We start from the raw sequence: 24,176 nt of genomic DNA on the forward strand, positions 1-24,176 counted from the left end.
AGATCAACTACGCGCTCCCATGACTTCCAGGATCGCTTCGGACGGGATTTCCTGTCCGGTCAACGCCTTGAACTGACGTTGAATCTCGTCCATGTAGATAATGCTCGGGCTCATGATTTTGCACCCGCGGGCGATCGCTTCTTCAAACAACGGGCTCTTGAGTGGCAAGTTGGAAAGGTCAATGACCGTGTGATGTGGACGCAGGACAGAGGGCATGATCTCCTTTTGTCCTTTGCCGAATTTCATGTTGGAGTCAGCGATGATGATGATATCGCAGAGCGTCTCGTAAAGGTGAGCAAACGGGACGTGTTTGACCTGATACATCTTCGCGAGTTGCTCAGAGGCCTGCGTATCAGTGCTGCAGACATTGACGACGTTCTGACGCGAAGCAAGTGCAGAGACAACCGTGTGAGCAATACCATTCGTTCCGATGACGAGGATCGTCTTGTTCTGGATGCCACCGACGAACGAGCGGTCAATCGTCGGCAGACAGGTTCTGAGCAATGTGTTATATCCGTGCCACCCATCAGGTTGAGAGAGCATCAGGTCGATGTACTGCGTATCGAATTCCCGCTTATCAATATTGGTCGCCAGACTCATCGCACGGGTGGCTTCTTCTCCCCCGAGCAGGACCGCCTGGACCTTAAGAATCTCAAGCATCTTCGCTAAGCGGTCAACGCGTCCAATCGTCAGCGGCAGACAGCGGACATTCATCTTCATGTGACGAAAAGCGAGGTTGAAAATGCGCAGCGTCGTGGTGAGTGTCTGGGAAAAACCCGCCACAGCCACAAAGCGAGTCTGCTTATTGATGTCGTTGAAGTGATAGTACTCGTCGAGTTCATGGACAGTCACCTGCCCGGGATAGGCTTCCATCCCCTTCTCAAGAGCCGCATAGATCCACGGGCAGCCGTACTTCTTCCCCAGCAGCGAGAAGGTCATTTCGGGAGTGCCTCTGCCGTTACCAACGATCGGCAGCATTCTCTTTTGAGTCACGGCAGCCAGAAGCGGCCAGACGTCGTCGATGCTCGGAGTCGGCCAGCTGAATTTGACAATGTCGGCTTTCGCAGCCGCGGCTTCTTCAAAGATCGACTCAATGTCGTACTCAGGACGGTCCAGTCGCGTAAAGCTGATGACGCGCTGCGTATTTCCAAAGCGGGGGATATCGTTCGCGATATCGAGTTCGAGCTCAATGTAAGCAGGCCCTGAGGCAATCGCTTGTCGCAGAAGGGCTTTTCTCGCCTCTTCGGTCCCTTCAAACTGTCCACCATCCTTCTTGCGACGACACGAAATCAGAATCGGCTTGTCGATCGTCGACAGGAGTTCTTTGAAATCGGGCTCTTTGATAAGGCGGTCGATGCAGAGTTCAACCATATCGCCATAGCGAGAGGCGTTCAACAGGTCGACTTGAGCAAGGGTGCGGGACGCAGGTGTGACACTCACGCAGATCATCGAAGAACCCTTCATTGCCAGAGCCCCGCCCAATGAGAAATTCTTCGCAGACATCCCAGCTGAGGAATGTCGTTACGGGCGTCGATGCTCTCGATGTTCTGAAAGGTAATGGAAAAACGCTCAGACGTCGAGTATTGATGCGTCAGGGAGTGACAGAAGAAAGCCCTTTATCGCGACGCAGCAGTTCCCATTGTCGGATTCGCTGATCCCGCTCGTACTTTCGGACATTCTGAGTTTCCGACTCAATCAGCGTATAAGTCTCGCCGGTCGTCAGGAGTTCGTTGAGAAGATCCAGGTTGGTCACGATGATCTTATCCCCTTCTGAGAGACCTTCCGAAACAACCGCCATATTCTGCAGGTACGAATCAATTTTGACCGGGACTTTACGGGCCATCAGCTTCGTCTTGCGTTCAACGACTTTATCGACAGTGGTCGTTGTCTCTGCTTCGCTGGAGGCTTTTTCCGTTGTCTTCTCGGTCTCTTCAAGCGTGACTTCTTCTTCGACTTCCTCATAAACGAGGACAAACCCGTCAATGATCGAAGACCGGGGAATGAGCAGAACGTTTCTTTGCAGCTGCGTCTCGATCCGGATGTTCACAAAAGTTCCCGGAACCAGAGGCGACTTCTGAGCCGTATTATCGACCTCCACAAAAACCTCGGCCGTCCGTGTCCGTTCATCCGCGACCGGGGAGAACCGCACGATGTGTCCGGACCAGACTTCGTCCTCACGCTGATTCATCGCGATCGAGACCTGGATCTTTCTGTCGGTCATCCACTGAGACAAAATCCGTCGCTGATCATCGATTGAGATCGCGACCGGAATCTCTATCTTCGAGACGTCAACAATCTTGACCAGCGGATCACCTAATCGAACATACTGCCCGAGTTCAACCGCAACATCGCTGACAATTCCATTGAACGACGGGATCACGCTCGTCCGCTCGATATCAAGTTCCGCCATCCGGACATCATTCTCCAACGTCGCCGCCTTGCGATCGAGCTGTTCGATCTTCTTTGGGATGAGTGCCAGCTGCGATTTCAGAGTATCAATGCCATCCTGATAGCCGATGAGTTCCAGACGTGCCCGATCAAGATCGGAATTCAGAACCTTGCCCTGTTCGTGCAGCAGCGCGATGCGGTCATATTCCTTTTGGTAGGTCGCGAGTGATTGTTCCTGAATCGAGAGTTTGCTCTGGAGATTGATCTTCTCCTGAAGCTGGCTCGATTTTTCTGCAGCGACTTCATCGAGCTTGGACATCGCCAGATTCAGTTTCTCCTGGTATGTCTTCGGATCAATCTTGATGACAACGTCGCCCGGATAATGCTCGGTTTTCACGCCGGATGTCGCATCGACTTTGGGTGCTTCGACACGTTCGCCGATATTCAGTTTGAATGTGTCAATGATCTGGCCGGCGACCTGGGCATTGAGTTGAACTTCGCGTTCTGCGCGTGAAGTGCCATAGACTGAGACAATTTCCCGGACATCGCTGGGAGAGATTTCGTACGTCGTGACGACGAGCGGACGAGGAGTCGGCTCGCGTCGTGCAGGAGCTTCACGGAGTGAGGCAAGGTAGGCAAACCCACCAACTCCAACAACCAGAGATAGCAGACACAACAGAGTCGCGACGATCGTTCGCAGCCAGCCGACCGTGGACGACGGCTCGCAGTCGACAGCAATCTTTCCCATCGAGTCTGGAGTTGACGGTGATTCGGTCGCAGTGACTGTTGCTTCGTTTTTTACTGACATGAAAGTGTTTAATTCTGGAATTCGCGGGATCGGACAGAAAGAAGACGTGGTCCGTGATACGACGGTTTATTCTAACGACAATTGCGACTGTTTTCCCGTTCATGCCATCATCGTCGAAAGTTCTTGAACAGACAATGTCATGTCAGAGAACTTTTGTCGCACCTTCTGTGTCGATTGACGAAACAGCAACTTCGGGAAGAATGGAGTCACAGGGAAGTTACCAGCCAACCCGCATCAGGGATTCAATAAATGGAAGTTACGGTCGAGTGCATGAGTGATTCGCAGGTAAGTACGTCGACAATGACCGCGGAAGAACGGGACTTCTTTGAGGAGAATGGATACGTCATCTGTCGGAATCTGGTCGAGTCGGACGTCTGTTCTCTCATGCTGGACGTCGTGAAGACGGACGTCGAACATAAACGCGAGCCGTTCGAGTACGAAGCTGACGTTCACTACCCCGGCGCACCTGAGGCTCGCAGCAGCCAGGGGGGCATGACGATTCGACGCTTGAAACTTGCCCATTCCCGCGATCCGGTCTTCCATAACTGGCTGACGTCGGCCCCGCTGCTGAACCGTCTGCGACCATTGCTGGGCCCGCAGCTGGTCTGCCCTTTGGGTCACCATAACTGTGTCATGACCAAGGAACCACGTTTCAGCTCGGACACGGGCTGGCATCAGGACATTCGCTACTGGGCATTTTCAAATTCAAACCTCGTCAGTGTCTGGCTGGCGCTGGGGACGGAAAACGAGAAGAACGGCTGTCTGCGTGTCATTCCAGGTTCGCATCGCATGACATTCCAGCCCGACCAGTTTGACCAGCAGAAATTCTTTCGGACTGATCACCCAGTCAATCAGGAATTGATTAGCCACGCGAAGTTTGTCGAGATGAAGCAAGGGGATGTGCTCTTGTTTCACGCCCTGACATTGCACGCCGCGTCTCGGAATTACACCGATCAGACAAAATACGCTGCGGTGTTTACCTTCCGCGCTTTGCAGAACCAGCCAGTTCCTGGCACTCGCTCTGCCGCAAACGGTGAGCTACTGCTGCCAATTGAGTAACCACCTACTGTGGCGATACTCGTGTTGTTCGCGATCAGGTCTCGATCCTCGTCCCTGAGTGTAGACTGCATCGAAAAATATTTTGGAATTTTCCAAAACACCTATGAGCGTTGTGTGTTAATTCGATGTGCCAATCGGCACTGTCGAATTTAAGACGGTCAACATTGCTTCCGGCAGGCTTGTCGGATTGCTCGTACCTGCTCTGCAAACATCCACATCAAAGGGACTCTCATGCGTACCACTACTCTGTCGATCTGCGCCGTTGTTGCGCTGGCGCTTTCGATTTCATTCTCTCAGGCTCAAGACGGTAACCGTCCTCAAGGCGGACCAGGTGGCGAAGGCGGTCGCGGCCCGGGTGGTGAAGGACGTGGTCCTGGCGGTCGCGGTGGTGATCGCGGTAACTTCATGCGAATGCTGCCGGTCATGAAAGCCCTCGACGCCAACGAAGATGGCGAGCTTTCTGCTGAAGAAATCAACAACTCGGTCGTTGCTCTGAAGAAGCTCGACAAAAATAGCGATGGCAAAATCTCTGCTGAAGAACTTCGACCAGAAATGCCAGAAGGCTTCATGGGTCGCGGCGGTGCTGGTGGTCCTGGCGGCCCAGGCGGTCGTGGTCCTGGTGGTGCAGGCGGCGCCGGCAACATGGTTGAACGAATGATGGGCTACGACGAAAACAAAGACGGCAAACTCGCCAAGAGCGAACTGCCAGAACGTATCCAAGGTCGATTCGAGCAAATGGACACCGATAAAGACGGTTTCCTGAGCAAAGCCGAAATCGAAGCCCTCCCACAACGCGGTGCCGGTGGCGGCGGCGGTAACAACTAAGCGTTCGCTCCGAACGTTCCGATATGCTCCCGAGGTCCTTCCGTGCTAGTGGCGGAAGGACCTCTTCCCATTTTTACGGAGCAGACCGGAATACCAATTTCAGGGATCATCCTCACCAGATCACGCTCGAGAACGAAACCGCCCAACAACACAAAGGTCCTCTCGAAGCACCACTCTCGGAGTCAGGCCGTCAGTCAGCGAGATAATCGAATCAGGCGAGATAACAAAATGGTGCCTTGGCGTTGATGATGCTTTCCAACACTCGCGAATGTCCTAGAATTTAGCGAAGGAACCGTTGAGACACAAAGAATGAATTCTCCAGTGAAAGACCCCGTTTGTCCGATGTGACGCAACTTCTGAAGCAGATTCGCGACGGAGAAACGGGCGCCGCAGCTCAGTTGTTGCCCCTCGTGTACGAGGAACTGCGCCGGCTGGCCAGTCAGAAGATGAACCACGAGCGAAGCGAACACACACTGCAGCCGACGGCCCTTGTTCATGAAGCGTATCTGAGACTTGTCGGGAACGGGAATGAAGCCCTGCTGTGGCAGAATCGCAGGCACTTCTACGCAGCGGCGGCAGAGGCGATGCGGCGGATTCTGATTGAAGCAGCACGTCGGAAGGCAGGCTTGAAGTATGGTGGCGGACGCGATCAAGTCGGGCTGGAGGATGTCTTCAGTCCTTCATCGTCGGTTTCTCCTGCGACATTACTGGCGCTCAATGAGGCCGTCGAGCAACTTCAAAAGGAAGATCCAGAGTCTTATGAACTGGTGATGCTCAGATACTTTGGCGGGCTCACATTAGAAGAGACCGCAGAGACGCTGGGAATTTCCGACCGGACCGTCAAGCGACACTGGAGTTTTGTGAGAGCCTGGTTGAAACGGGCCATCGGGGAATAGAGAAACTGACTTTTTTGTCCTGCTCATGGTGTGAACATCGCATAGTTCTGGATCTTGCCGACTGTATTTTGTTCTTGTCGACCGTCCTTTCACGAATGGCTGTTGAGATGTCTGCCGTATCTATCGCACAGCAGAAGCGAATCTTCCTGACCGTTGTGGAATTGGAGTCCGCGTCGGAGCGAAAAGCGTACCTGGACGATGTCTGCCAGGGAGATCATGCGCTGCGCCAGACGATCGAAGAACTCCTTGCTGCACACGCAGAAGAGTCGAGTGTTGTCGATCAACTCTCGCCCGTGGAAGAGTTTCGCTATCGCATCGACCAGGAAGCAGAACAGTCGACGGCCTTTGCAGGCCGGGACAGGGCAGGGGAGACCGTTGGGCGTTACCGCCTCATGGAAAAAATTGGCGAGGGCGGGTTTGGAGTGGTCTATGTGGCTCAGCAGGAAGAGCCCATGCGCCGTCGAGTCGCAGTAAAACTGCTCAAGTCCGGGATTGATACAAAGGGGATTCTTGCGCGGTTCGAAGCAGAGCGTCAAGCGCTCGCGATCATGGACCATCAACACATCGCGAAAGTGTTCGATGCAGGCAAGACATTCACCGGCGAGCCATATTTTGTCATGGAACTGGTCCGAGGCGTGCCGATCACCGAGTTTTGTGAGCAGCATCAGCTGACGATTCGCGAGCGTCTGGAACTTTTCATTGATGTCTGCCAGGCCGTGCAGCATGCGCATCAGAAGGGTGTCATCCACCGCGATTTGAAGCCCTCGAACGTCATGGTGACGCTGCATGATACCCGTCCCGTCGTCAAGATTATTGACTTTGGAGTCGCCAAAGCGATCGGGGAGCCGCTGACGGAAAAGACGATTTATACGCGGTTCATGGATCTCATCGGAACGCCGATGTACATGAGCCCCGAGCAGGCGGAGATGAATTCTCTCGATATCGATACGCGGTCAGATGTGTTTTCTCTGGGGATGCTGCTGTTTGAGATCCTGACGGGCTCGACTCCATATGACAAAAACCGACTCAGCACAGCAAAGTTCGACGAGCTGCGACGGATTATTCGTGAAGAATCACTACCAGCTCCAAGTCGTCGCTTAACGACACTGGGAGATCTGCAATCCACCGTTTCTGCGAAACGCCGCACAACGCCCGCCCAGCTGTCGTCGGAATTGCGTGGTGATCTCGACTGGATCGTGATGAAAGCCGCGGACAAAGAGCGGACTCGTCGTTATGAATCCGCCGGCGCCATGGCTGCCGATATCCAGCGTCATCTTGATCTGCAGCCGATTGAAGCCCGTCCTCCTTCGGCGTGGTATCTGTTTACGCGGTTCGCGCGGCGGAACCAGATGGCGATCACGGCGGGAACTCTCGTCCTGCTGGCGATGGTGATCGGAACCGGAGTCAGTCTCTGGCAGGCGACGGTGGCGGCTGCAGAGCGCGATGAGAAAATCATCGCGCTGGGTGAGGCAGTCCAGGCGCGTGAAAGTGCCGTTCGTGCCCGGGAAGGTGTCGAGAAACTGGCAGAACGTCTCAAGCAGGCCAATGACACACTCAGTTCCGCTCGAGGTCACATTTATCTGGAAGAATGGAAAGCAGCCGCACAGGCTTACGATCGGGCAATCGAACTTCAGCCAGATTATTACTACGTCTGGGCCGAGCGAGGCGCATTCTTCATTCGTCTGGGATTGTGGCCGGAAGCAGCCGTTGACCTGGAGAAATCCATGAAGATGGGTGGACCGACCGCTGGTCCCAAATGGTGGGGAACGGCGCAGTTGTTTTTATTCACTGGCAATCAGGACGCATACCGTGACCTGTGTCTCAAGATGTGGAACGAATCGACCGCAGGGGGGAGCGATCCTTCCATCTGGGCGATCCGCGGTTGCCTGTTTGACGCATCGTCTCCTGTCGATATTGTCCAGGTCGCAAACGCAGCCGAAGCGTTGCCAACATGGGATGACGAGCGAGTTATACGCGACATGACCTCGTTCGCGGGTGTCGAAGTCAATCGCGTGATGCATAAGCCACCCCAGGCTGTCAGGCATTACCTGATCGGGCTGGCCCGCTATCGACAAGGACGCAACGAAGATGCCATTGCTTCGTTTCTTGCGTCACTCGAGAAAGACCAGCTATGGCCAGGACAGCCAGTGGTCCACTCCGCGCTGGCGATGGCCTATCACAGAGCAGGGCAACGAGAACAAGCCCAGGCAGCGATGACGAATGCCGACAATACTATGGTCGAATGGGCTGACCGGATGGCGAAGGATGAACTCGGGAAAACACCGGCTCCGTGGTTCGAGTATATTGAGGGGATGTTGCTGTATCATGAGGCGTCCCTTCTACTTAGGGGGAAACGCCCCAAAATGGACCCGCGCTTGCCGGAATTGATGCATCGAGCGCGAGATGCCATTCAGTGATCCCACAAAGCAATCTGCATCGTAGCCACGCTGCAGGTTCCACGGATTGTCAGGACATTTTTCTCATCAGCGGAGTGATAATCTGGAGAAAATGTCCTGCCAGGGACGGGGATCTCGCATATTAACGGAGCGTGATGAGTTTCAAGTCGAACAAGGCCATGATGTTGGGGAACTTGTGAGCTGGAAAACCGGTAGAACTGGTTTTTTGGTCAAGACCGCTAAAATGGCATACTGTGGCGAGAAAGTTATTATGCTAATGGATTGAGGACGTTCATTTCTCGTCGACCTTTCGCACTCAAACAGTACGTTAGAAGAGATTGAACGTGAAGCCTGGGGCCTGCCACAGGCTGTCTCCCTCCGGTTTCGCCCGTCGAAACCAACCTTCCTCCCTTGAATTCCTTCCTAAAATGACTGCACCAGGAGCGCATCCGTGCATTATTTCGTTTCTTCATGTCTGATCATCACCGCTTTCCTGGTGAACGCCGGTTGCGACAAGCCGACCTCCGCTGCCGGTGCGGCTGGAACTGCCGGCAAAGGGTCCGGTGGACCGCCAGCCGCTAAGCCAGTCGATGTCGAAGTCAGTACGCCAGTTGCAGGAGAGGTCATCGATGCAGAAGTCTTCACGGGACGGACTGAGTCGATGATGTCGGCGGATCTGAAATCGCGTGTTTCAGGTTACCTCGAAAAAGTCTTCTTCCGTGATGGCGATGAAGTTGAAGCCGGAGCGCCGCTGTTTCAGCTCGAACTCAAGCCGTTCGAACTGGCAGTCCAGCAGGCTCAGGGAAATTTAAATCAACAAGCAGCCACGCATCGATTTAATCAGGCCAACTTCGATCGCCTGCAGGAGCTGCATACTTCCAAAGTCGTCTCGGCCAGTGAATTCGAACAAGCGCGATCCGTGCGTGATACCTCGGCTGCAGGCGTAGAGACTGCGACGGCGACCCTGGAGACTGCCCAGCAGGACCTGACCTGGGCAACAGTGACAGCTCCATTTTCCGGACGCATGTCACGCCGGATGGTCGATCCCGGAAATACCGTGATGGCGGATTCAACCATCCTCGCCTCGCTGGTGCAGCTCGATCCTCTTTACGTCTACTTCGACGTCGATGAACGGACCGTGCTCAGGATTCGATCCAAGCTCGCGCCATTCTCATCGCCGGACGGCAAGTCCTCGCTGCCAGTCTCTCTTGGACTCTCTGACGAAAAGCCAGATGAGTTCCCGCTGACCGGGCATTTGAAATTCACAGACAACAAAGTCGACCCGAATACGGGCACCCTCCGCGTCTGGGCGACGTTTGCTAATCCGAATAAGGATCTGCACCCCGGCCTGTTTGTTCGCGTCAGAATGGAGACGAGTGGGCCTCGCTCCGTCCTCATGATCTCAGAAGCCGCCCTCGGCTCCGACCAGGGGAGACGCTACGTCTATGTCGTCGATGAAAAGAATCAGGTGAACCGAGTCTCAGTCGAAGTCGGACCGCGTTCAAATGGCTTGATTGCCATCGAAAAAGGACTGAAAGGGAATGAGAAGATTGTTGTTCGCGGCCTTCAGTATGTGCGTCCGAAGTCCGAGGTGAAACCCACGGTTGTCGAGATGCCTCGCGCGAATTCGTCCGTTGCCGGGAAGCCGACGGGACCTTGAATTATCATTGAATAGTTGTTGAAAGGTTTGTTGTCGCAACGTGTGAATAATGATCGTGCAGGAAATCCCCTGCTGCAACTGGAGGAAACAAGATGCTCAGTTACTTCTTCATCGATCGGCCCGTCTTTGCGACGGTCTTGTCGTTGGTTGTAACCCTGGCCGGCGCGGTCGCGATGATGACCCTGCCGATGACGCAGTATCCTCCCATCACGCCGCCCAACATCACCGTCTCTGCGAGCTATCCCGGTGCTAGCGCCCGGGTCATCGCCGATGCCATCGCCGCTCCGATCGAGCAGCAGGTCAACGGCGTCGAAAACATGATCTACATGTCTTCGAACTCGGCCAACGATGGGTCGTACAGCCTCACCGTCACATTCAAGCCGGGAACCGATCTGAACTTCGCCCAGGTGCTGGTTCAGAACCGCGTCAACCTCGCCATGCCACTCTTGCCGGATGTCGTCCGTCAGTCGGGCGTGACCACGCGCAAGCGTAACCCGGACATGCTGATGATCATCAACCTGTACTCGCCCAACGACGAGTACGATCAGCTGTATTTGAGTAACTATGCCTCGATCAACCTGCGCGAAGAAATCGCGCGGATTCCCGGGGTCGGCGATACCAACCTGATGGGAAACCTCCAGTACAGCATGCGAATCTGGGTCGATCCGGATCGCTTGACGTCTATGGGAATGACGGCCGGGGATGTGTTGTCTGCGATCAGAGAGCAGAATGAGCAGTTTGCCGCAGGACGAATCGGGCAGTCACCGGTTCCGGGCGAACAGGTTTTCGAACTGCCGCTGCACGTCGTGGGGCGACTCTCGACACCGGAAGAGTTTGCAGACATCGTGATCCGACGAACTGAGGATGGTCGAAAGGTCCGCATTAAGGATGTCGGGCGTGTGGAGATGGCGGCGAAAAGCGTCGACTCGTCCGATCGTCTCGACGGCAAGCCGACCGCTAGCCTTGGGGTTTACCAGCTCTCCGATGCCAACGCGCTCACGGTCGCCGACCGCGTACGAGTAAAGATGGACGAGCTGGCCAAGGACTTTCCTCCCGGAGTGGCGTACACCTTTCGTAACGACATGACGCCATTCATTCGAGAGTCAGTTCAGGGAGTCGTCAATACGCTGCTCGAGGCGGTGCTCCTGGTCGCGATCGTCGTCCTGTTGTTTCTGCAGAGCTGGCGTGCGGCGGTCATTCCGCTGGCAGCAGTACCGGTCGCGATCATCGGGACCTTTGCCATGATGGCCTGTCTGGGATTCACCATCAATACACTGACCCTCTTCGGACTGGTCCTGGCGATCGGGATTGTTGTTGATGATGCGATCGTCGTCGTGGAAGCCGTGCAGCATAAAATCGATCTTGGCCTGCAACCAAGAGAAGCCACTCGCGAGGCGATGAGAGAAGTCAGCGGACCCGTCATCGCGACCGGGCTGGTGCTCGTCGCGGTGTTCGTGCCCTGTGCATTTCTTGGTGGGATCACTGGACTATTCTTCCGTCAATTCGGAGTGACGATCGCGGTTTCGACGGCCCTGTCTGCATTGAACTCGCTGACGTTGAGCCCTGCCTTGTGTGCAATCCTCCTCAGGCCCAATGGCGAGAAACGTGACTGGATCGAAAGAATTATTCAGGCGCTGTTTGGATGGATGTTTCGACTCTTCAACATCGGAGTGGCCAAGACAACCAGTATCTATACACGGTCCGTCGGCTTTTCTCTGCGTGTCGTGCCGTTGGTTCTGTTGGTTTACGCCGGATTGCTGGGACTGACCTGGTGGGGCTTGAACGTCCTTCCAACCGGCTACATCCCCAGCCAGGATCAGGGCAGGTTGCTGTGCTCGATTCAACTCCCCGATGCTGCCTCCTTCGAACGAACCGAAGCAGTCATGAATGAGGTGGCCGAACTGGCGAGGCAACAACCGGGAGTCGCGAATACGGTCGCCCTCGCAGGACGCGCCTTTGCTCTCGGTGCCAACGGCTCAAACTACGGCACATTGATCATCACGCTGAACCCGATTAACGAACGCAAAGGCCATGGGCTTTCAGCATTCGAGATCGTCGGCAGTCTTAAAAAACTGTTCGCAGTCCAGGTACCAGACGCACAGGTCAACGTCATGTCCCCCTCCGCTGTCCCCGGACTCGGATCGAGCGGGGGCTTTAAGGTCATGGTCGAAGATCGCAGTGGCGAGAACGACATTCTCAAACTGCAGCAGTACATGCAGCAGTTGATCACCGAGGGAAAGAAAGATCCTCGCATCGCCAATCTGATGTCGTCTTTTCGTGCCGATGCACCGCAGCTATTCGTCGATGTGAACCGCGAGCAATGCCAGACGATGAACGTCGATCTTGCAGATGTCTTTGAAGCGCAGCAGACATTTCTCGGGTCACGTTATGTGAACGACTTCAACTTGTTCGGTCGTACCTGGCAGGTGATTCTTCAGGCAGAAGGTCCGTATCGCAATACCATCGAAGCCGCCAAGCGGATTCGCGTTCGCAATGCCTCTGGCGGAATGGTTCCTCTGGGAACGCTCCTCAACGTCAAGGAGATCTCAGGACCGCTGGTCCTCACTCGCTATAACATGCATCCGGCTGCGGCGATCATGGGTTCAACACCCGCGAACGTCAGTTCAGGAGATGGGATCAAAGCAATAGATGAACTCGCCGCCCGCATCTTCCCGGCCGGGATTACACACGAATGGACCGAGATCAATTACATCCAGATCGATGCTGCCAAGAACATCTGGAACCAGCTGATCTTCCCGCTGTCCGTTCTGTTCGTCTTTCTGGTTCTCGCAGCTCAGTACGAAAGCTGGGCACTGCCGTTGGCTGTTATTCCGATTGTCCCGCTGTGTGTCCTGAGTTCGCTGGCCGGCGTGGCGATGGCGAAGTCTGATATCAATGTCTTCACTCAGATCGGATTCGTCGTGCTGATCGGCCTGGCGTGTAAAAACGCGGTCCTGATCGTCGAGTATGCACGATTTTTGCGACTGGATGGAATGACTCCCCGCGATGCCGTCATCGAGGCCTGTCGTCTCCGTCTGCGCCCGATCGCCATGACATCGATCGCATTTATTCTCGGCGTCATGCCGCTCGTGTTCGCAACGGGGGCAGGAGCAGAAATGCGACGTGCCCTCGGAACAGCGGTCTTCGCAGGTATGATCGGCGTGACGGTCTTCGGACTCATGCTGACGCCGGTCTTCTTTGTCATGATCGAGAACATCGCGGAGAGCAAACTGTTTCATGTGACCTGGATCCAGCGACTCAGTCGATTCTTGATTGATCTGATCAGCCTGCGTCCCGTCCGCCAGGCAGCACGACGAACAGCCGTTACCCATCAAGCACGTTCCCATCAGTCCGCGATTCCTGCTTCAGCACCCACAGAAGACAAGACACCCGTCTCGTCATCTGCTGGTCGCTCCCGCCCCGCGACTCCTGCCCAACACTCCGAGGTGGCGCCGTAATGTCTCACTTCTTCATCGGTCGTCCGATTTTTGCTGCTGTCCTGTCGATCGCGATCGTCCTGACCGGTGCGATTGCACTCTCGACGCTGCCGGTCGCGCAGTACCCCGAGATCGCCCCGCCGACGGTCGAGGTCTCTGCCGTCTATCCCGGTGCCAACTCACGCGTCGTCGCCGATACGGTCGCCTCGCCGATCGAGCAGCAGGTCAACGGCGTCGAGCGGATGCTGTATATGTCGTCTCAATGTATGAACGACGGCAGTTACATTCTCACCGTCACATTCGAGCCGGGAACCGATCTCAACATCTCACAGGTGCTGGTGCAGAACCGTGTCTCCATGGCGGAAGCGGTGCTGCCAGATCTCGTGCGCCGACGTGGAATTTCCGTGAAGAAGAAGTCGCCCAACACGTTGATGATGGTCAACCTCTTCTCGACCTATGATGGCGAAGATGTCGCAGCGACGAACCTGTTTCTCAGTAACTACGCAACGATTCAGATCGCGGACGGACTCAAGCGAATCGCCGGCGTCGGCGACGTCACTTACCTCGGCCAGCGCGACTACAGCATGCGAGTCTGGCTGGATCCGCAGAGGCTGCAAGCCGTCGGATTGACGCCACAAGACATCATCACCGCTGTCAACGAACAGAACATCCAGGTCGCCGCAGGGCAAATTGGTGCTCAGCCAACACCGGCAGGCCAGGTCTTCCAATACACCATGACAACGCTGGGGCGTCTGGAATCCCCCGAGCAGTTTGAGTCGATCGTTCTCAAACGCGGACTCGATGGATCGCTGGTCTATCTGAAGGATGTCGCAAAGATCGAACTCGGGTCTTTGTCGTACGATCAGGTCTGCACGTTGAACGGCCGCCCCTCCGTCGCGCTTTCGGTCTATCAACTGCCTGGCTCGAACGCGCTCGATGTCTCTCACCAGGTCAAAGAAAAGATGGCCGAACTCAGCGCCGACTTTCCTCCCGGCATCGAGTACGACATTGTTTACGACACAACCCCCTTCATCGACGAATCGATCCATGAGGTCTTTCGAACGCTCATCGAAGCCGTCATCCTCGTCGCGGCTGTGGTGCTGCTGTTCCTTCAAAGCTGGCGAGCAGCCATTATTCCCCTGGCTGCTGTTCCGGTGGCTGTCGTCGGAACGTTCGCAGCTTTAACGGTGGCCGGTTTCAGTTTGAATACACTGACGCTGTTCGGACTGGTGCTCGCGATCGGGATCGTCGTCGATGATGCCATCGTCGTCGTGGAAGCCGTGCAGCACCATGTCGATCACGGCATGCCAGCGAAAGAAGCTGCCTCGCGAGCGATGACGGAAGTGAGCGGGCCCGTCATTGCAGTCGGGCTGGTGCTATCAGCCGTCTTTATCCCGTGCGCATTTCTCGGCGGCGTCACTGGGCAGTTCTTCCGACAATTCGCGATCACGATCGCAGTCAGTACTTTGCTGTCCGCGTTCAACTCATTGACACTCAGTCCTGCCCTGGCAGCAATTCTCCTGCAACCACAACGAGGACGACGCGCAGAAGTCCTGCCACTGTTCGCGTATGTTCTCATTGGAGCAACCGCCGGAGTTCTGGCTATTCGGACCTGGCCAGCAGAGATCGCGACCTGGACCGGCGGGTCTGTTCCAATGTGGGGACAATACGCGATTGCAGCCATCCTGGGAGCAATTGTCGGCGGGATCCTTGGTCGCCCAGTCGATGCGATCTTCGGTTGGACGTTTGGAAAGTTCAATCAGTTCTTCGACTTTGGAACAAATATCTATACGAAGTCCGTCGGCTTGATGCTTCGAGTGACGCCGATCGTCCTCATTGCCTACGGCGGACTCCTCTTCCTCACATACGAAACCTTCCATCGCACGCCCACTGGCTTCATCCCCTCGCAGGACAAGGGGTACCTTCTGGTCGATCTGCGTCTCCCTGATGCCTCGTCTTTGCAAAGAACCGCTGACGTCGTCGGGATGGTCGAGAAGTCAGCCAAGAAAGTCGCTGGGGTGAAGGAGACGATTGCCGTCGCAGGTCAGTCTCTGCTGCAAAATGCGTCCGCCCCGAACTTTGGATCGCTTTACCTGATGCTCGATTCCTTCGAGCATCGTCGTTCTCCTGAGTTATCTGCTGACGGAATCGCAGCCGCCATTCAGGATTGCCTGCGCAGCGAAATTCCGGATGCGATTGTCTCCGTCTTCGGCGCCCCGCCCGTGGAGGGGCTGGGAACAGCGGGCGGCTTCAAAATCATTATCGAGGACCGCGCCACCGGGGACCTTGTCAACCTGCAGGAAGCAGCGGACCGGGTCGTCGCAGAAGCAGCTGAGAATCCAGCCTTGCAGCGTGTCTCATCGAGTTTCCGTGCCGACGTTCCCTGGCTGGAACTCGTCGTCGATCGACTGGAAGCCAAAGATCGCGGCGTCTCAATCGACGACATCCGCACGACGATCGAAGCCAGCCTGGGACCTTATTATGTTAACGATTTCAACCTCTATGGTCGCACATGGAAAGTCAACGTCCAGGCCAGAGAGGCTTATCGAAATGCCTCCGAAGCCATGGGACAACTGAAAGTCAAAAGCTCCACAGGCGGAATGGTTCCCCTTGGCTCGCTGGCGAGCGTCAGACCATCCAGCGGCCCATCGTTGATCATGCGATACAACATGTATCAGTCCGCAGCCGTCAATGCCGATGCCTCCCCCACCAGCAGTTCCGGCGAGGCGTTGGAAGAACTGGCTCAAACAGCCAACACAAACCTGCCGCCCAATATGCGAACCGAATGGACCGAACTCGCGCTGCTTCAACTGCAGGCCGGCAACACGGCAATGTGGGTCTTCCTGCTCGCGGTCATTCTCGTCTTCCTGGTCCTGGCTGCTCAGTACGAAAGCTGGGCATTGCCGCTGGCAGTCATTCTTGTCGTTCCAATGTGCCTTTTGTGTGCACTCTCGGGAGTGCTCATCGCCAAGCTCGACATGAACATCTTCACGCAGATCGGCTTCGTCGTGCTGATCGGACTGGCTTGTAAGAACGCGATTTTGATCGTCGAATATGCCAAGCAAAAACGAGAGGAAGGCCAGTCCGCCTGGGAAGCAACCCTCGTCGCATGCCAGTTGCGTCTGCGCCCGATCATCATGACATCGATTGCATTCATCCTTGGCGTTGCACCGCTGCTGGTCGCTGAAGGGGCAGGGGCCGAGATGCGACGTGCCCTGGGAACCGCAGTGTTCGCAGGCATGATCGGCGTGACCGCATTCGGAATCTTCCTGACGCCAGTCTTCTACTTTGCCATCCAGTGGGTTGTGGATCGCGCAGTGAAACCACGCAACCCTCGCCAGACGAGTCCCGCTTCTCGCAGCACCCCACCTCAGCCTGTGCTGAGTGAAGCTCACACCTAATCCCAATCGCAACTTGAAATAGCGCGGTCTCGAAAAGTCGTGCCATGCTCACAGCTTTGGGTGAGCATGCGGCTTCGTTTGACGTTCGAACGTTCAGAACATGCTTGCTCAAAGCCGCAAGCATGGCACATTGGGATGAAGACGCACTGAGCTATGTTGTGATTGGTATAACTGTCCCTGTTAGCGCCCTATCCACACTTGAATCAACGACATCAACTTCTCCACATCCAGCGGCTTGGCCATATCATCATTCGCGCCCGCGTCCAGGCATTGTTGCAGGAAGATTTCCTCATCTGCCTCGATACCCAAGCAGAGTCCTACGACTCATTAAACTTCGACTGATAACGCTTCTTCAGATAGTAGAAGTGCAACTGCTGCAGGACTTCCTGGTGACACAGAATCAGCTTTCGCTCCGCGGCTGTAAAGTCGAGCATGTGATTGCTGATGATGCGGGCCTTCCAGAGCATCATGTCATGCTCGGAAATCTTCTGTGCTTTCATCGAATTCAGTTCGCTCTGATTGGAAGACGACAGAGCAATCTGGTGACGCGTATACGCCTGCCTGTTCTTAATGATCAGTTCGAACGCATCGAGCGCCGCCTCACCTGTCGAAGTCAGAACGTCATCCAGATACTGATGCTGTAACTTCAAGACAGCGGGGGGATTCAACTCTTCTGGAATCGTAAAGATCTTCCACTGACGCAGCCTCTTACCAATGGCAGTGCTGCTCAGGATGTAAGCCGATGGAATCGCAAACACTAAACCCACCAGGACAGGCGAGAACCACAGAAACATGTGATAATCGAGCAGTCGAATCGCCGTGCCCGCGATAATTCCCAGGAACATCAGCGGGGCGTAAGTCACGATCGCATCATTCCATTCCAACGCATCGTCGCCACGCTTCTGAGCGTTCCAGCTTACCTTTCGACCAAAGATGTTCGAAACAACGAACGTCGAATGGAAGTACAGCATGATCGGAGCAGTGAAGACCGAGATCACCCATTCACTCAAAACGCTCAACACAAATCGAATACGACCCCCATGCTGATGCGACAGTCGATTGCTGCTCAACACGCGCACCATCGTCAGGACCTTCGGCAAAAAGATCATCCCCAAGGTCACGCCAAAGACCGCCAGCGAATCTCGCATGACGTGGATGCCGGGCGTGTGGACCATCTCGTCCCGGTGCAGGAAGACGTATTGAACGATCCCCAGCACCATGAACAGTCCCCACAGCGGAGACGCCAGGAACGACATGATACCAGCCGTCAGGTGAAACCGGCTCATCGGCAGCAGACGCGTGTGTGCCAGGAAGTTGATGTGCTGCATGTTCCCCTGACACCACCGCTGATCGCGCTGCAGGTAGGCTGTCAGCGTACAAGGCAGCTCTTCATAGCTTTGACCCAGGTCATCAGCGAGCACAACCTTCCAGCCACCTTTGCGCAGGAATGCTGCCTCGACGAAGTCGTGACTCATGATTCCGCCGCCAAACGGTGCGTAACCTGGCAGTTCCGGCAAGCCGCAGGTCTTCAGGAAGGCTTCCGTACGAATGATCGCGTTGTGCCCCCAGTAATTCCCGGATGTTCCCGCCCACAGGTTCAAGCCGTGAGTACACCCCGGCCCGTAGACCGAACACGCGAACTGTTGCATCCGTGAAAACAGTGACGTCGAATTCACAGGAGAGGGCGGAGTCTGCAGCAATCCGATTTTCGGATCGGCATCGATTCGATGGATCATCTCGAGGATTGTCTCGGGCCCCATCAGGCTGTCGGCATCCAGGACAACCATATATTTGTAAGCACTTCCCCAGCGCTCACAAAACTCCTGGATGTTTCCGACCTTTCGGTTGATGTTCTTCAGACGGTGACGATAGAAGATCGGCGGCAGGGTCGCGACTTGTGGGTTCTGACTGACAAACGCCAGTTCTTCCAACGCCCACACATCCGGATTCGTGGTGTCGCTGAGGATAAAGAAATCGATCTGCATCGCGGGCAGACGATTGAACAGACTCTGCAGCGATTTTCTCATCGCCAGCGAGCCCGCATAGACCCGATTCACATCCTCGTTGTAGATCGGGATCAGGACAGCGGTCTTGAAATTCCCATGTCCTGTCTCTGAAAGATTTTCAAATCTCGTTGCAGAAATGACACCAGCTTTTCCCGACAATTCACGACGCCACAGGGATAACACTCCCATGACTGCCATCATCGAATTGAACGAGATCCACACCGTCAGGATCGCAAACAGCGATAGAAATGCAGCATCAAGAACGCCAAACCCATCGAGCGTCACAATTCGTCCCAGGACGAAAGTCAACGACATGGTAATGACAACGGTCAAAGCAATCAGCAGACCGCGAACCGCAGTCTGGCGGGCAGGACGATGAGAGTCCATGTGGCGTAAGCCTTGGATAGAAATAGCACGGCAAAAGAGCCGCGTCTGAGCGCAGGGCGCGCGACCTTGCGCAATGAAAACCTGTCAATAATACCCATATCAGCTGGGCTTGCCGAGCCCAGAGTTGAAACACTCCAGGCTCGATGGTTTATCCGTTGGCGAAATCAAGGTCGGTTACATCAGCCCGACAAATGCGACAAGGCTGCGAACCTTCGTATTGAGCTTGGCCAGAGCTCGTGTGTAAGTCACTGGTTGCAGCCATGGCCATGGCTGAGACAGTTCCTGATAGACAAAAGTCGCTGGACTTTCATCTGGAATGCACTTGTGAGCAAGTGGATGCGCCATTGAGCGGCTGGCGCGGGTGCTATTTGATGGAACGGAAGTTGACGAGAGTGCCTGAGAAGACACGGCGGTGTTCATAGTTTTTGCGGTTGAATCGGGGGTTGTGAAAACGGGTTGGGTAAGGTTATCGAGAATTGAAGTCTGCGAATCGGGCGTCAGTTCAGTGGTGTGCATCATGTATCTCTCCGTAAATGATGACGATCTGAATCAGTTTCGGATCATCCGACTCGAACATGCTTCTGCTTGCGGGAACAGAATGCGTTAGCGGACGCCAAGAACTTTTGCACATCACGTGCCATCAGGGAAAACTGATGTTTTATTGTCTTTGGTAAGTCCTTTCGAGGAGTTGGCTTAATCCAAAACACTGCAGCTATCAGCCTGTCCGTTGGACTGAAATCGAACAGGTGACCTGCCTCGACATGCTCCATGTCGGCAGTGAGGCAACACTGCGTCTGAGAGGAATTGAACGAGCCAAGACCTGTCAAACACCGGTTGCCACCAGCATTCTACGGCTCAGCCGCAAAATGTCAGGAGGCGAATTGTTTTTCCCCCGGAATCGAAGGCCTTCACACTGGCAAAACATTTCAAAGTTTGCTGATGGAAGCGAATCCAGGGATCGGAGAGTTGATGGCGATATTCATCGTGTCGCCGGAGTACTTTTGAGAAGGGATTCTCTGCAGAATCTGTCTTCCCTTAAGCACCCTCATCATCCAGTCGCTGCAGGCCTCCGAAGTACCCGCTTTTGACTTTGCTCGGTTAGCGAGCGAATGATTCGTGTGAGATCAGCTCGATCGATGAAAAAGCGACTCCTGAGGAATCGACTGCTGATCCACGTGAGTCACAACAGGTCGGTCTGTCCGAAAGCCGTCGCGTTTTCTCATCGTGTCTGTATCATCATGACATTTCCCTTGAGCAATTCAATTTGAAATTTGAAAGATTTCATCAGGATTCAAGAGAAGTCACTCCATGGAGAAACTCCATCTTATCTGACTCGACTTTCTATGCCTTAGGCATCAACTGTCGTGCATGGATGCCCACATTTCTCACAACGTCCTTTAGAACTGTAGCCGACTGCAATCCGTCTGCGAATTGGCTTCAATCAGGTGGAAAAGCGTGTTAAGGTCGATGAATTGACACATCTCGAACTTATTATGAGTCAGTCATTGGCAAATCATTGCTGAATGGCGGCGAAAAGCAGGAGGAGACAACATGGGCCAGACCGGAACACAACGCACGATCGTCGGACTCGGAGAAGTCCTGTGGGATCTGTTCCCCGACGAAGCCAAGTTCGGCGGCGCGCCTGCGAATTTCGCTTACCATGCAGGCCAACTCGGAGCAAAAGCAGTCACCGTCAGTGCCGTCGGACGCGACGAGTTGGGCGAAAAGGCCCTTGAGAAGCTTAAAAGCGTCGGGATGTCGACAGAATTCGTTCAGATCAACCAGTATCCAACCGGACGCGTTCACGTCACTCTCGATGACCGTGGCCATGCTTCTTACCGCTTCGAAGACAACTGCGCCTGGGATCATCTGGAATGGCGAGACGAACTCAAAGAACTCGCAGCCTCACTGCACGGTGTCTGCTTTGGCACCCTCTGCCAGCGTGGCTTCGAGTCAGGCAGAACCATCCAGGAGTTTCTCGCCCGCGTTCCGCCTGACCATATCAAGGTCTACGATATCAATATCCGTCCGCCGTTTTACTCCAACGAAGTCATCCTCCGCTCTCTCGAACTGGCGAACGTCTTCAAGCTTAACGACGACGAGTTACCCATCGTCGCTGAGATCGTCGGCGTTCAAGGGGCTCCCGTCGACCAGATGAAGGAACTCTGCCACCGCTTCAAACTCCGTCTGATCGCACTCACGCGGGGCCAATCGGGGGCGATGCTCGTCAGCCCTGACGCGGTTGTCGAGCAGGCAGGCGTCGAAGTGAAGATCAAAGACACCGTCGGAGCAGGTGATTCGTTCACGGCTGCGCTCGTCATGGGCCTGCTCGATGAAAAGCCACTACCGGAGATCGCCAGATCGGCTTGCGAACTGGCTGCTTTTGTCTGCACCCAAAGCGGCGCCACGCCAGAATACGATGCTTCGCGGTTTCGCTAAGAATGCCCATGCTGCGAAAGCAGTGCGAGGATCTCCGCGATGGCCCGTCAACTATCTCTGATAGATCGGAAGAAGCTGGTACGGCGGGGTGAGAGCCAGGATCGCCAGCGCGGACGAATAACAATTACTGTAGATGCTGTGTTTTCCAGACTCAGGATCCCAGGAACCATCCGTATTCTGACCACCGACAAAAACAGCTGAGAACTCAGGATAAAACTGTTCCCAATAACTCCCCCCCAGCTGAAACATCGATTGAGACACGTAGTAAGCAGCGTAGTGGTAATGGTCCTCACCATCAATCTGGCGGTTATAAGGCGCAAAGGACTGGCTGAGCATCCAGCTGCCTGACTTTTGCTCGATCTCGTTGTCGTACTGCCCCGCTAAAAACAGACAGAGAACGCCCGCCCCCGCCATCGCGCGAGGCAGTTCGTCTGTTTTGTAGAATGAGTAGTAAAACCGTCCGGTGTTCCGTTCAAAGTTCCGCTTCACATACTCGATCGCCATGTCGGCCCGATTCTGAGGCACTTCGAATCCTGCATTCACGGCCGACCGCATGAACATGATCTGCCAGGCAGTGACCGACAGATCGGACTCGAACTCACTTGTTCGCTGCAGGTAACGCCACCCGCCCCGGTCGAGAGCGTACTGCGGCGAGATCTGGCGATCCTGAAGTTTGTGCATATAGTCCAGGGTTTTCTGGATCGCCGGTTGAATACGGGCAGCACGTTTGGCATCCGTCAAACCATAAAGCTCCCCCAGCATCAGCCCGGAAATCGTGGTGTTATAAACCGACGAGTGAGCCGCACTGAACGAGGTGGTGTTGGACTGGCTGATCGCCTCGGCGGTGAAAACCCCATTGGACATCTGGCAGCTCAGGACGAAATCGAGAGCACGATCAAGCGTCTGACCATAAGGCCCACTGCCAGGAAGGTGACCACGCGAAAGAAATGCCATGATACACAGACTCGTCACACCGGGATTGCCAGAACTGCGAGTCGGAAAAGACCCGTTCGCAAGCTGTTGACGCGAAAGCCAGAAGAGCCCGCGGTCGACAGCCCGGTCGATCTCATTCCACTGCTTGTCCGAAACAACTTTGAGATTGGGCAGACTATGGTGCGCAGAATCGTTGTGGAGAACCTGCGTCTTGGGACGGCTCGGCTTCTCGCTTTGTGCAACCAGAGGCTGAAACGCCATCGCGGACAACACACAGGTCGCGGTCGTTAACACAGTGAGGGAAAGAGTGGAAGTCAATTTCATAGTTGATCATCACTATCGCTGATAAAGCGGCAACAGTTGGTCGGGTGTTGTCAGGGCAAGAATGGCGAGGGCGGTTGTATAGGCATTGCCAAACTCGCGGTGACGAGAAGCCTCTGCGTCCCAGGAACCATCGTGTCTTTGACCTTCCACGAGAACCTTGGAAAACGGCGGGTAAAACTCTTCCCAGTATCGACCGCCGAGTTGGAACATGGCCTGTGAGACATAGTAGGCGGAATAGTGATAATGATCGCGCTGTCCGTTGGGGACGTTGTACGGAGAGAACGACTCGGCGAGCAGGTAATCTCCCGCGCGGGCTTCCATTTCAGCATCATACTGGCCCGTCAGAAACAGACACAGGATTCCCGCACCAGCCATCCCGCGGCCGACTTTGAATGGTTCGTTGACGGTGTAACTGAATTGACCAGAGGTGTTGACGTAGCAGCGTCGGACGTAACTGATCGACTGATCTGCCTGGTTTTGAGGAACATCAAACCCTGCATTGATCGCAGAACGCATGAGCATAACATGCCAAGCCGTCACTGAGAGATCCGCATCAATACCGGTATTGTGTCGATGGAGGTAACGGACGCCACCGAGATTAACTTCGAAAGCCTGCGAACGCTGCTGATGCCGCGCCATAAAATCAAGTGTGCGAACGAGGGCCGCCTGAATCTCTCCAGCCACGCGCGGGCTCGACATGCCATACAGTTCGCCCAGCATCAACCCACTGATCGTCGTGTTATAAACGCCCGTTTGCGCGGGCCCGTGAGAGGCATGGTCATTGAGGTTGATCGGCAAGGCTGAGAAGACGCCGTCCGGCTGCTGGCAGTTCAGGACATACCTGACTGCTTTATCGAGAACCTCGCCATATCGACCTTCACCAGGTCGATGGCCACGCGATAGAAATGCCATCACTCCAAGACTCGTGATCGCAGGGTTGCCCGAATCAGGGGCAGGAAACGAGCCGTTGGGACGCTGCTGCTTGGTCAGGTAATCAAGTCCGCGAGTGACGGAACCGTCGATGCGATCCCAATGCGCCTGAGGAATGATGGAAAGATCGGGAGGGTTCTGGTGGGGAGTGGCAGTATGAAGGGGAGCCGTGATCTGCTGAGCGAACAGTCCGCACGTACATTGGCACACGACCAGCAACGCCGTCGTCAAACAAAGACACAAGTAATCGTCAACGCGTCGCATGAAAGTCCGTCACGTTTGTCAAC

At 55.0% G+C, this 24,176-nt stretch carries 15 protein-coding genes; 8 read left to right on the top strand and 7 right to left on the bottom strand.

From position 1 onward, the window contains the following. Positions 1-3: 3 nt before the first annotated feature. Positions 4-1,464 (bottom strand): type I 3-dehydroquinate dehydratase, encoded by a 1,461-nt coding sequence (locus SH248x_RS05715; RefSeq protein WP_459557550.1) that lies wholly within the window; start codon positions 1,462-1,464, stop codon positions 4-6. Between the two features lie 127 nt (positions 1,465-1,591). Beyond that, positions 1,592-3,196: an efflux RND transporter periplasmic adaptor subunit gene (locus SH248x_RS05720; protein WP_459557551.1), complete on the bottom strand. Its 1,605-nt coding sequence runs from the start codon at positions 3,194-3,196 to the stop codon at positions 1,592-1,594. 249 nt (positions 3,197-3,445) lie between these two features. Between SH248x_RS05720 and SH248x_RS05725 the strand changes: the two genes are divergently transcribed. From SH248x_RS05725 to SH248x_RS05755, 7 genes are all read left to right on the top strand, one after another. Further along, entirely contained in the window at positions 3,446-4,255 is an 810-nt protein-coding gene (locus SH248x_RS05725; protein ID WP_459557552.1) for a phytanoyl-CoA dioxygenase family protein, read from the top strand. A gap of 231 nt (positions 4,256-4,486) precedes the next feature. After that, a complete protein-coding gene (locus SH248x_RS05730) occupies positions 4,487-5,080 on the top strand; it encodes an EF-hand domain-containing protein (protein ID WP_459557553.1) in 594 nt (197 codons plus the stop codon). 344 nt (positions 5,081-5,424) lie between these two features. Then, positions 5,425-5,976 carry a sigma-70 family RNA polymerase sigma factor gene (locus SH248x_RS05735; protein ID WP_459558591.1) on the top strand — a complete coding sequence of 184 codons (552 nt, stop codon included), beginning with the start codon at positions 5,425-5,427 and terminating at the stop codon, positions 5,974-5,976. A 107-nt stretch (positions 5,977-6,083) separates the two neighbouring features. Further along, entirely contained in the window at positions 6,084-8,393 is a 2,310-nt protein-coding gene (locus SH248x_RS05740; protein WP_459557554.1) for a protein kinase domain-containing protein, read from the top strand. A 430-nt stretch (positions 8,394-8,823) separates the two neighbouring features. Beyond that, positions 8,824-10,032: an efflux RND transporter periplasmic adaptor subunit gene (locus SH248x_RS05745; protein ID WP_459557555.1), complete on the top strand. Its 1,209-nt coding sequence runs from the start codon at positions 8,824-8,826 to the stop codon at positions 10,030-10,032. A 92-nt stretch (positions 10,033-10,124) separates the two neighbouring features. Further along, complete coding sequence (locus SH248x_RS05750; protein WP_459557556.1) at positions 10,125-13,490, top strand: efflux RND transporter permease subunit; 3,366 nt, start codon at positions 10,125-10,127, stop codon at positions 13,488-13,490. After that, on the top strand, positions 13,490-16,870 hold the full coding sequence (locus tag SH248x_RS05755; RefSeq protein WP_459557557.1) for an efflux RND transporter permease subunit: 3,381 nt from the start codon (positions 13,490-13,492) through the stop codon (positions 16,868-16,870). The genes SH248x_RS05750 and SH248x_RS05755 overlap by 1 nt, the downstream gene beginning before the upstream one ends. Before the next feature lie 180 nt (positions 16,871-17,050). On the opposite strand, the gene SH248x_RS05760 is transcribed toward SH248x_RS05755, so the two are convergent. The 3 genes from SH248x_RS05760 to SH248x_RS05770 all read right to left on the bottom strand — a co-directional run bounded on the left by SH248x_RS05760 (position 17,051) and on the right by SH248x_RS05770 (position 19,782). Continuing rightward, positions 17,051-17,179: a hypothetical protein gene (locus SH248x_RS05760; RefSeq protein WP_459558638.1), complete on the bottom strand. Its 129-nt coding sequence runs from the start codon at positions 17,177-17,179 to the stop codon at positions 17,051-17,053. A gap of 8 nt (positions 17,180-17,187) precedes the next feature. Next, the gene (gene mdoH / locus SH248x_RS05765; protein ID WP_459557558.1) at positions 17,188-19,263 is read right to left on the bottom strand and encodes a glucans biosynthesis glucosyltransferase MdoH; all 2,076 of its coding nucleotides are present in this window, start codon (positions 19,261-19,263) and stop codon (positions 17,188-17,190) included. A 174-nt stretch (positions 19,264-19,437) separates the two neighbouring features. Further along, positions 19,438-19,782 (bottom strand): hypothetical protein, encoded by a 345-nt coding sequence (locus tag SH248x_RS05770; protein WP_459557559.1) that lies wholly within the window; start codon positions 19,780-19,782, stop codon positions 19,438-19,440. A gap of 1,032 nt (positions 19,783-20,814) precedes the next feature. Here SH248x_RS05770 and SH248x_RS05775 point away from each other — a divergent pair. Then, positions 20,815-21,702: a carbohydrate kinase family protein gene (locus SH248x_RS05775; RefSeq protein ID WP_459557560.1), complete on the top strand. Its 888-nt coding sequence runs from the start codon at positions 20,815-20,817 to the stop codon at positions 21,700-21,702. A gap of 51 nt (positions 21,703-21,753) precedes the next feature. Here the strand turns inward: SH248x_RS05775 and SH248x_RS05780 are convergent, their stop codons facing one another. Both SH248x_RS05780 and SH248x_RS05785 read right to left on the bottom strand, forming a co-directional pair. After that, entirely contained in the window at positions 21,754-22,959 is a 1,206-nt protein-coding gene (locus SH248x_RS05780) for a prenyltransferase/squalene oxidase repeat-containing protein (protein ID WP_459557561.1), read from the bottom strand. 12 nt (positions 22,960-22,971) lie between these two features. Beyond that, positions 22,972-24,153 (bottom strand): prenyltransferase/squalene oxidase repeat-containing protein, encoded by a 1,182-nt coding sequence (locus SH248x_RS05785; protein WP_459557562.1) that lies wholly within the window; start codon positions 24,151-24,153, stop codon positions 22,972-22,974. Positions 24,154-24,176: the final 23 nt, after the last annotated feature.

It is taken from the genome of Lacunimicrobium album (assembly GCF_052161635.1).
Lineage (GTDB): Bacteria > Planctomycetota > Planctomycetia > Planctomycetales > Planctomycetaceae > SXPC01.